This is a genomic window from Pseudomonas sp. NBRC 111140, from assembly GCF_001320885.1.
Lineage (GTDB): Bacteria > Pseudomonadota > Gammaproteobacteria > Pseudomonadales > Pseudomonadaceae > Aquipseudomonas > Aquipseudomonas putida_P.
The window spans coordinates 1-9,218 of the sequence record NZ_BCBQ01000149.1 but is presented as its reverse complement, the minus strand read 5'-3'; the positions used below and the strand labels follow the sequence as shown (position 1 = coordinate 9,218).

General features: G+C 62.6%; 8 protein-coding genes and 1 pseudogene. 4 read left to right on the top strand and 5 right to left on the bottom strand.

The annotated features are described in order from the left end of the window. Positions 1 to 114, top strand: a pseudogene (locus APH42_RS30005) (histidine phosphatase family protein); the annotation flags it as partial. 44 nt (positions 115 to 158) lie between these two features. Then, positions 159 to 1,355, top strand: coding sequence for a D-amino acid dehydrogenase (locus APH42_RS27860; protein ID WP_060494685.1), 1,197 nt, complete (start codon positions 159 to 161; stop codon positions 1,353 to 1,355). A 55-nt stretch (positions 1,356 to 1,410) separates the two neighbouring features. Here the strand turns inward: APH42_RS27860 and APH42_RS27855 are convergent, their stop codons facing one another. From APH42_RS27855 to APH42_RS27845, 3 genes are all read right to left on the bottom strand, one after another. Further along, the gene (locus APH42_RS27855) at positions 1,411 to 2,139 is read right to left on the bottom strand and encodes an aspartate/glutamate racemase family protein (protein ID WP_012273458.1); all 729 of its coding nucleotides are present in this window, start codon (positions 2,137 to 2,139) and stop codon (positions 1,411 to 1,413) included. Between the two features lie 16 nt (positions 2,140 to 2,155). Next, entirely contained in the window at positions 2,156 to 3,688 is a 1,533-nt protein-coding gene (locus APH42_RS27850; RefSeq protein WP_012273457.1) for an NCS1 family nucleobase:cation symporter-1, read from the bottom strand. 497 nt (positions 3,689 to 4,185) lie between these two features. Continuing rightward, a complete protein-coding gene (locus tag APH42_RS27845; RefSeq protein ID WP_012273456.1) occupies positions 4,186 to 4,623 on the bottom strand; it encodes an Lrp/AsnC family transcriptional regulator in 438 nt (145 codons plus the stop codon). A 133-nt stretch (positions 4,624 to 4,756) separates the two neighbouring features. On the opposite strand from APH42_RS27845, the gene APH42_RS27840 reads away from it, so the two are divergent. Together APH42_RS27840 and APH42_RS27835 are read left to right on the top strand one after the other, a co-directional pair. Next, on the top strand, positions 4,757 to 5,653 hold the full coding sequence (locus APH42_RS27840) for a DMT family transporter (RefSeq protein WP_012273455.1): 897 nt from the start codon (positions 4,757 to 4,759) through the stop codon (positions 5,651 to 5,653). A 35-nt stretch (positions 5,654 to 5,688) separates the two neighbouring features. Further along, positions 5,689 to 6,615 (top strand): class I SAM-dependent methyltransferase, encoded by a 927-nt coding sequence (locus APH42_RS27835; RefSeq protein ID WP_060494684.1) that lies wholly within the window; start codon positions 5,689 to 5,691, stop codon positions 6,613 to 6,615. Positions 6,616 to 6,673: 58 nt separating this feature from the next. Here the strand turns inward: APH42_RS27835 and APH42_RS27830 are convergent, their stop codons facing one another. Further along, the gene (locus APH42_RS27830) at positions 6,674 to 8,698 is read right to left on the bottom strand and encodes a mechanosensitive ion channel family protein (protein ID WP_012273453.1); all 2,025 of its coding nucleotides are present in this window, start codon (positions 8,696 to 8,698) and stop codon (positions 6,674 to 6,676) included. A gap of 145 nt (positions 8,699 to 8,843) precedes the next feature. After that, the coding region (locus APH42_RS27825) for a sulfate ABC transporter substrate-binding protein (RefSeq protein ID WP_156352955.1) at positions 8,844 to 9,218 on the bottom strand (375 nt) is incomplete at its 5' end.

Genomic DNA, 9,218 nt, shown 5'->3' with positions numbered 1-9,218 from the left:
GACTTCGACACCCTCTATGTACTGACCCTGACCTGGCACGACGGCAAGGCCAGCCTGCTCAGCCGTAACGTGCGCCAGGGCCTGAATGACGGTGCGCATAGCTGCCCGACCTGATCCGCTGGTACTGTTTGGCCAGGAAGCCGGAACAGGGATGAAGGATGAAGCAGCGGGTAACGGTAATCGGTGGCGGGGTGGTTGGCCTGGCGACGGCCTACGCCCTTGTTCGTGACGGGTATTCGGTAGCGTTGATCGAGGCGCGCGACAGCCTGGCGTCGGCCACCAGTTTTGCCAATGGCGGGCAATTGTCCTATCGGTATGTGGCGCCACTGGCCGATGCCGGAGTGCCCTGGCAGGCACTGGGCTGGCTGCTGCAGGGCGAGTCGCCGCTGCGCCTGCGCTTGCGCCTTGACCCGGCGCAGTGGCGCTGGCTGCTGGCCTTTACCCTGGCTTGCCGGCGCAGCGTCAATCGCCGTAATGCCGGGCAACTGCTGGAGCTGGCGTTGCACAGCCAGGCCGTTCTGGGGCAATGGCGCGAGGCGCAGAACCTGGGCGACTTTGCCTGGCGGCGCAACGGCAAGCTGGTGGCTTTTCGCAGCGAGCGGGCCTTTGCCCATGGCCGAGCGCAGTTGACGGACCCGGCCAGCCAGCGGGTTTTGGCGGCAGTCGAGCTGCACGCGCTGGAGCCTGCATTGGCGGGGGCACCGTTTGTCGGTGGCGTGTTCACAGCGGATGAAGAGGTGGGTGATTGCCACTTGTTCTGCCAGCGCCTGGAGGCCCTGTTACGCGCTTCGGGGCAATGCCGTGTTCTGCTTGGTCGGCCAGTGACGCAACTGGTGCGGTGCCAGGACCAGGTTGTAGCGCTACAACTGGGCGACGAGCAGATGGAGGTGGAGCAGTTGGTGCTATGCGCCGGGCATCGCGGCCCAGGCTTGGCACTACCGGGGATGCATATACCGGTCTACCCGCTGAAGGGCTACAGCCTGACGGCACCGATCGGTGCCGGGCACCAAGCCCCGGAAGTGAGCCTTACCGATTATGAGCGCAAGATCGTCTACGCCCGCCTGGGGCAGCAGCTACGGGTAGCGGCGATGGTGGACATTGTCGGTTTTGACGAGTCGGTGGAAAAGCGCAGGTTGCAGAGCATGCGGCGGCTGGCACTTGAGACGTTACCCAAGGCTGCGGATTATAACCAGGCGGTGGAGTGGGCCGGGATGCGGCCGGCGACACCGACCGGGGTGCCGATCATTGGCGGGACGGTGTATCGCAACTTGTGGCTGAACCTGGGGCATGGTGCGTTGGGGTTTACCTTGGCCTGTGGCAGTGCGCAGCGCCTGGTCGAAATGATGGGGCGATAGTACCGGCCCCCTCGCGGGCTTGCCCGCGAAGCGGCCGGCACAGGGAAATACTGGATCAGCGGCCGAAGCGCATCGGCCAACCCAGCACCTTTTTCGCGCGCGGCGTGGCATAGGTGCGTACCTTGGAAGTACTCAACCCCATGCGCACCAGCGATTCGGCAATGGTTACCGCTGCGCTCACACCATCCACCACGGGCACACCGGTGCGCTGGCGAATCTGCTCGTCCAGCCCGGCCATGCCGCCGCAACCCAGGCAGATCACTTCGGCCTTGTCGTCACGCACGGCCCGTTCGGCCTGCTCGACAATCGCCTCCACGGCCCGCTGTGGGTCGGCCTCCAGTTCCAGTACCGCCAGCCCGCTGGCACGCACCGAGGCGCAGCGCTCGTACAGGCCGGACAGCTTCAGGCGGTCCTCGATCAGCGGTACGGTGCGGTCCAGCGTGGTTACAACCGAATAAGCATGGCCCAGGTACATTGCTGTGCTGGCGGCAGCATCGGTAATGTCCACCACCGGCACGTTGAGCAGCTCCTGCAGGCCTTCGCGGCCGTGTTCGCCATAACCCGCCTGGATCACGGCGTCATAGGGGCCTTCGAAGGCCAGTACTCGGTCCATCACCGCGATTGCAGCCAGGTAGCTTTCGAAATTGCCCTCCACCGACTCGGCACCAAACCAAGGTGTGAGGCCGATTATTTCGGTGCCGGGCGCAGCCACCGCACGGGCCTGCTCGGCAATGGCGTCGGTGATGGCTTCGGTGGTGTTGACGTTGGCGATCAGAATACGCATGGGCTGTCTTCCTTGATTAATGGCTGCTGTGGTCGACGGCGATGCACTCGCCGCTGACGTCGTGGTATTGGCGGTTGCGGGGTGCGATCAGCAGGTACAGGGCAGCGGCGATACCGGCGCCGATCAACCAGGAGAACGGCGCCACGCTCTGGAAGTTGGGGACCAGGGCCAGGACGATGGCCAGCAGCGCAGCCGGCACGAAGGCGGCCACGGCGCGCAGGTTGATGCCTTTGCTGTAGTGATAGGCGCCGGCCGGGTCTTCGCTGTACAGCTGTGGCACGTTGATGCAGCCTTTGCGCAGCAACCAGTAGTCGGACATGATCACCCCGTACAGCGGGCCGAGCAGGGCGCCCAGGCCCGACAGGAAGTACACGATCACCAGCGGGCTGTTGTACAGGTTCCACGGCAGGATCAGCACCGCCAACGTGGCGCTGATCAGCCCGGCACGGCGGAAGTTCAGGTGGCGCGGCGCCAGGTTGCTGAGCACGAAGGCTGGTGCGACAAAGTTGGCCATGATGTTCACCGCCACGGTGACGATCAGGAAGGCCAGGCAGCCGAGCACCAAAAATGGCGTGCTGGGGATGGCGGCGACGATCTGCGTCGGGCTGTCGATGATTTGGCCGTTGATCTGGAACTGCGCACCGCATAGCACCACGGTGATCACGGCGAACACCAGGATGTTCACCGGCAGGCCCCAGAAGTTGCCGACGCGGATGGTCTTGCGGCACGGCGAGGAGCGGGCGAAGTCACAGAAGTTCAGCACCAAAGTGCCGTAGATCGCCAGCCACAGCGCGCCGCCGGCAAAAATGTTGCGCCACATCTCGTAGCCAGTCAGCGGCGCAGCCACCGACCAGGCAATGCGGGCATCGGCCTTGAAGTACATGAACACCGCCAGGGCGGCGACGGTCAGCAGGATCACCGGGCCGGCAAAGGCCTCGTAGCGGCGCACCATCTCCATGCCGTAGGCCAGGATGACCAGTTGCACCAGCCAGATCGATACGAAGCACACCCAGCCCAGGCTCGACAGGCCGAGGATGCTGTCGTGGTCGTATGCCGCCATTTGTGGCCACACGGCGGTAAGCAGTACCCGCAGCACCACCGAGGCCAGGTAGGTCTGGATGCCGAACCAGGCAATGGCGATGACGGCGCGGATCAGCGCCGGGATCTGCGCGCCGTGGATACCGAAGGCAATGCGGCTGATGACCGGGAACGGCACCCCGGTTTTCTGCCCCATGTAGCCGGACAGGTTCATGAAGAAATACACCAGGGCCGCACCGATGGCCAACGACAAGAGAATTTGCCAGCCACCCAGGCCGAGGGCGAACAAGCCCATGGCGAACGAGTAGTTGGCGATATTGTGCACATCGTTTGTCCACAGCGCGAAGATGCTGTAGCCGCCCCAGCGACGGCCTTCGATACGTGTTGGCGCGAGGTCGCGGTTATGCAGGCGCGGGCTCAGGGCAAGTTCCGGCGCGTTGCCGGTGAGGGTGGTGTTGGGGTGGGTGCTGGCGACGGATAGTTCAGGGGCAAGGTCGAGGCTGCTACTCATTCCGGCGGGCTCCTGATGCACTTGGACTGCGATGAGCGGGCATGCGCACGGGCTCGCCATCTCGTCAGTGCAGTGTTGGCATCACAGGGTTCTGGGCGCGGCGGCCGACATTGGGTCGGCGTCGCGGGTTCTTGTGTATTTATGTTTTGTTTAGGTTGTATACAAAACACGAAGACACAAAAGCCATTTCTATGCCAAGGAGTATTCAACTTTCTGCTGGCCAGCATTCTGAAACTATCTTGTTGAAAGATAAGTTAATGAAATGCTGACGTTATAAGTTGACCAAATGAACAGGTTTAATTTTTTAGTGAGAAAGTTAGTTGATCATTTGGTCAAAATTTTTGGCGGGGAGTGTGTAACGTATTGGGGCGTTACCGAGGGTAAGTGCACACAAAAATGGCACTTATGGTGACGTTTTTGTGTACAAAAAATAGTCAGCTTTTCCTGCGCGGGCCTATTCACGGGGACGCTTGCGAAGAGGCCCGTGCAAGAGAAAATCAATCCATCGGCGGCAACCGCCGCTTCACCGGGCTTTTCTTGATGATGGCGGTATTGGTTTCGGCCAGCACATTGATACGGTCGAGCAGGGTGTCCAGTTGTTCCATCGAGCGCACATGCAGCCGGGCAATGAAACAGTCCTCACCCGTGACTTTGTCGCACTCGGTGAACTCAGGGATGGCAATGATCTGCCGCTCCACTTCGTGCAACTGCCCCGGCAGCGGGCGGATGCGCACGATGGCCTGCAACTGGTAACCAAAGGCGCGTGGGTCGACCTCCACGGTGTAGCCGCGCAGCACACCACGCTCCTCCAGGCGGCGCAGGCGTTCGCTGACGCTGGGCGCGGACAGCCCGCTGACCTGCGCCAGCGCTTTGAGCGAGCGGCGTGAGTCCTCCATCAGTGCATTGATCAGTAGTTGGTCGATGGCATCAGTCATGCTCGCCTCATCAGGTAATTCACGATATTTGCCTTGATAGTAAAGGCATGACTGCAGATCTGCCTTGATTAACCGCTGGAAGGTCAGGCTGCAACCTTTGCATACTGTTGCCATCGTCAACAGGAGGTGTGAGATGGACAGTTCATTGCGCCGTGGCTCGCTGGAAATGGTCGCTGCCATGCTGATTTCCGGGACCATCGGCTGGTTCGTGCTGGTGTCTGGCCTACCGGTGCTGGATGTGGTGTTCTGGCGCTGCGTGTTCGGTGCCGTGACCTTGCTGGCGATTTGCGCCGCATTTGGGCTTCTACGGCCGGGAGTGATCAGCCGCACGGCATTCTTGCTGGCGATTGCCAGTGGGGTGGCCATTGTCGGCAACTGGCTGTTGTTGTTCGCCTCGTACTCGCGGGCATCGATTGCCATTGGTACGGCGGTGTACAACGTGCAGCCGTTCATGCTGGTGGGCCTGGCGGCACTGTTTTTGGGCGAGAAAATCACCTTGGCCAAGGTGACCTGGCTGAGCGTGGCGTTCCTCGGCATGCTGGCCATCGTCAGTGCACATGGGGCGGGGCAGGGCAGTGGCGAGGATTATTTGCTCGGGATTGCCCTGGCGCTGGGGGCAGCGTTGTTGTATGCAATCGCTGCGTTGATCATCAAGCGCCTGAGTGGCACGCCCCCGCACCTGATCGCGTTGATTCAGGTAGCCACGGGTGCGCTGCTGCTGGCGCCGTGGGTCAAGCTTGGCGGCTTGCCGAGTGAAGTGCCGGCGCTGGCCAGCCTGCTGACGCTGGGCATGGTGCATACCGGCCTGATGTATGTGCTGCTGTACAGTGCCATACAGCGTTTGCCCACGGCGTTGACCGGTGCGCTGTCGTTCATTTACCCGATTGCGGCGATCCTGGTGGACTGGGTGGCGTTCGGGCACCGACTGGCGCCGCTGCAGTGGCTGGGGGTGGGGTTGATCTTGCTGGCGGCGGCGGGAATGCAGCAGGGATGGTGGTTCCGACCGGCGCGGGTTGCCGTCAAAAGTTGAGGTAGAATGCCGCTTTTGTCAGCCTGCGACCCACCATGACTTCGCCGATCCACATCCTTGAAAAGCACCTGCTCGCCGCCCTCGACCCTGCCCCGCAGGAAACCCGCCGCCTGTTCCACGGCCGTGGGCGCTGCTGGGCGGGCCTGGAGCAGGTCACCGTCGAGTGGCTGCAAGGCGTGCTGTCGGTTGCCCTGTTCCGCGAGCCGTCCGAGGGCCAGCTGGCCGAGCTGGAGGCCATGTTGCGCACGTTGGCTGAGCGCCCGCAATGGACCGGCCAGGCGATCATCATCCAGCACCGCTACCTGCCCGACAGCCCGGGCCAGTGGCTGGTGGGCGAGCCGTGCCAGCAGCGTGAGGTGTTCGAGGACGGCCTGAGCTACCTGCTGGACCTGGGCGTGCGGCAGAACAACGGCCTGTTCCTCGACATGCGCTACGGCAGGCGCTGGGTGCGTGAGCAGGCGGCGGGCAAGCGCGTGCTGAACTTGTTCGCCTATACCTGCGGTTTCTCGGTGGCAGCGATTGCCGGTGGCGCCGAGCAGGTGGTGAACCTGGACATGGCCAAATCGGCCCTGTCACGTGGCCGGGACAACCACCGCCTCAATGGCCACGATGCATCGCGGGTGGCGTACCTGGGCCATGAGCTGTTCAAGTCGTGGGGCAAGGTGCGCAAGTACGGGCCGTATGACCTGATCATCATCGACCCGCCAACCTTTCAGCGTGGCAGCTTCGTGTTGACCCAGGACTACGCGAAGATCCTGCGGCGTTTGCCGGAGTTGCTGACTGAGGGCGGCACGGTGCTGGCGTGTGTGAATGATCCGGGCATCGGGCCGGAGTTTCTCATTGAAGGGATGGCGGAGCAGGCGCCGACGCTTGCGTTTGTCGAGCGGCTGGAGAACCCGCCGGAGTTCCCGGATGTGGACCCGGCCGGGGGGCTCAAGGCCTTGGTGTTCCGTAAAGTTTGATGTTGCCCTTGCTGGGCTCTTCGCGGTTTTACCCGCGAAGAGCCCAGTACAGACGGCATCAAGCGCCAAGAGCCTGCATCGGCAGCGGGTATACCTGGGCAAAACTCACGTTGTCGGTTTGGTCCACGCGTTTCTTCAACCGCTCGTTGAACGCCCGGCTTACCGCATACTGCCCGCCGGAAATGGTGCGGAACTGCGCCGTCAGCACAAAGCCGTTCAAGTCCATGCGGTCCACGCCGAACACTTGCAATGGCCCCTGCAGGTTGATGCGCAGCAGCGGATCTTCGCTGATCGACTTGCCCACTTCATGGATCAGTGCCAGCGACGCATCCACATCACTGTCGTAAGTGAACTGCACCGAAAAAAACGCATAAGCGAACTGCCGCGACTGGTTGGTAACCGCCTTGATCTGGCCGAACGGCACCGAGTGCACGAAGCCTTTGCCATCGCGCAGGCGCAGGGTGCGGATGGTCAGGCTTTCGACGGTACCGGCATGGCCGGAATCGAGCACCACCCAATCGCCGATGGAAATGGTGTCCTCGATCAGGATGAACAATCCGGTGATCACATCCTGCACCAACTGCTGCGAACCGAAGCCGATGGCCAGGCCGATCACCCCGGCACCGGCCAGCAAGGGCGCAACGTTGATGCCCAGGTTGGCCATGGTGGTGATGGTGCAGATAACGATCAGGACCACTTTGATCGCGTTACGCAGCATCGGCAGGATGGTGCGCACCCGGGTACTTGGCTGGCGTGCGGCGCGGCGGCCGACGGCAGGCTTGAGTGCTTCCTGAATAGCGGTATCAAGCACCACCCACAGCAGCCAGGTAACCAGCAGGATCAGGCCGATGCTCGACAGCGAGTTGCTGATCGCCTGGCCCAGGCTGTTGCTCAGGGCGAAATCGATCACCGAGAAACCCCAGATGCGCCCCAGCAATTCGATGAAGGCCACTGCCATGGCGATGCGCAATAGCGCATGGGCAAGGCTGCGCAGCAGTTCTTTGTAGGGGCGTACCCGTTGCGCCGGGTCGCTTTCCCGGGGGGCCAGCAAGTGTTGCAGCAACGTGCTGAGAAACACTGTCGATACCAGCAGCACAGTGGTCAGCAAAGCCTTCTGCAGGGCCTTCTGGCTTTCTTCACCGGCACCTACCAGGTGAATCGCCGACACCAGAATCATCAACAGGATTGGCAGGTACCACACCGCCGAAAAGATCCGCAGGGTCTCCTGCACGGCCCGGTGCTGCACACGGTCCTTCAAGCTGCGGTTGCGGATCAGGTGCGCCACCGGGCGGCGCAGGCGAATGACCAGGCTGGCGAAGATGAAGGTGGCGGTGAGACCGGTGAGCACGGCAATGCTGGCGGTGATGTTGCCGCCCAACTGGCGGGCAATCTGCGGGCTGGTAAGGGCGTCGCTCCAGGCCGCGAGGAAGCCGATCAGAAAAAGCAGCCGTGGGGCCAGGCGCTTGATCACTGCTACGGCCGGGCGCTTGTGGCCGGCATCGAACAGGGTGATCAGGCACAGAATGATCGAGGTCGAGAACAAGCCACTGCTGGTGGCGTATGCCAGGCTCAGGCCCAGCGCGCGGGCTACCGAGGGGTCGAGGAAGCGGCTGGCGTACAGCGTCAGCGGCAGGCTGGCCAGCGCTGGCAGGGTGTAGGGCAGCAGGTAGCCCAGCAGGCTGCTGGCACGTTTGCGCTCGCGCAGCCACGGGGTGCCAGAAGTGCGTCTTGCGACCCAGCGCCCGAGGCTGGTGAGCGCGGCGAAACTGGCGGCCCAGGTGAATGTAAGCAACAAGAAGTTGCCGGCCAGTTGCAGCGAGTCGCTGGCCGAGTGGCGGTCGACCAGGCGTTCGACCTCTTTGGCGGCGCGATCGGTGCGCAAGCGCCAGGCATCCACCAGGTGGGCGTCGAGGTCCAGCTCCTGGGCGGCGCTGTCCAGGCCGTCGGCCAAGGCGCCAAGCAGCCCGCCTTGCAGTACTGGTTCGGGTTCGGCGGCTTGTTCTTCGGTGGGGGTGGGGTCGGCGGCAAGCAGGTGGGTGCTCAGCAGGCAGCCGAGCAACAGGGTAGAGAGAAAGCGCAGCACTGGAGTACTCCTTGGGCCGGGGTGAGCGGGGCAGGGTTACTCAAGGAACTGATGGGTAAAGGGTATGGAAAGTTCGATTGTTGTATGGCCTGTGCCGGTCCCTTCGTGAGCTTGCCCGCGAAGGGGCCGGCACTGCCTGTATCAGTTACTGACCGCTATAGATCTGGTCAAACACCCCGCCATCATTGAAGTGGGTTTTCTGCACGGTGCGCCAGTCACCAAAGGTTTTTTCCACCGACAGGAAGTCCACTTTCGGGAAGCGGTCGGTGTACTTGGCCAGTACCGTCGCATCGCGCGGGCGCAGGTAGTTGTTGGCGGCGATCTCCTGGGCTTCTGGCGACCACAGGTACTTCAGGTATTCCTCGGCCACGGCCTGGGTGCCTTTCTTGGCCACCACCTTGTCGACCACGCTCACCGGCGGCTCGGCTTCTGCCGACACGCTTGGGTAGACCACTTCGAACTGGTCGCGGCCGAACTCGCGAGCGATCATTTCGGCTTCGTTCTCGAAGGTGACCAGCAC

Excerpts from the sequence above, each read along its gene's own strand:
- APH42_RS27860 (WP_060494685.1), top strand. The coding sequence starts at position 159 with ATGAAGCAGCGGGTAACGGTAATCGGTGGCGGGGTGGTTGGCCTGGCG.
- APH42_RS27855 (WP_012273458.1), bottom strand. The coding sequence starts at position 2,139 with ATGCGTATTCTGATCGCCAACGTCAACACCACCGAAGCCATCACCGAC.
- APH42_RS27850 (WP_012273457.1), bottom strand. The coding sequence starts at position 3,688 with ATGAGTAGCAGCCTCGACCTTGCCCCTGAACTATCCGTCGCCAGCACC.
- APH42_RS27845 (WP_012273456.1), bottom strand. The coding sequence starts at position 4,623 with ATGACTGATGCCATCGACCAACTACTGATCAATGCACTGATGGAGGAC.
- APH42_RS27840 (WP_012273455.1), top strand. The coding sequence starts at position 4,757 with ATGGACAGTTCATTGCGCCGTGGCTCGCTGGAAATGGTCGCTGCCATG.
- APH42_RS27835 (WP_060494684.1), top strand. The coding sequence starts at position 5,689 with ATGACTTCGCCGATCCACATCCTTGAAAAGCACCTGCTCGCCGCCCTC.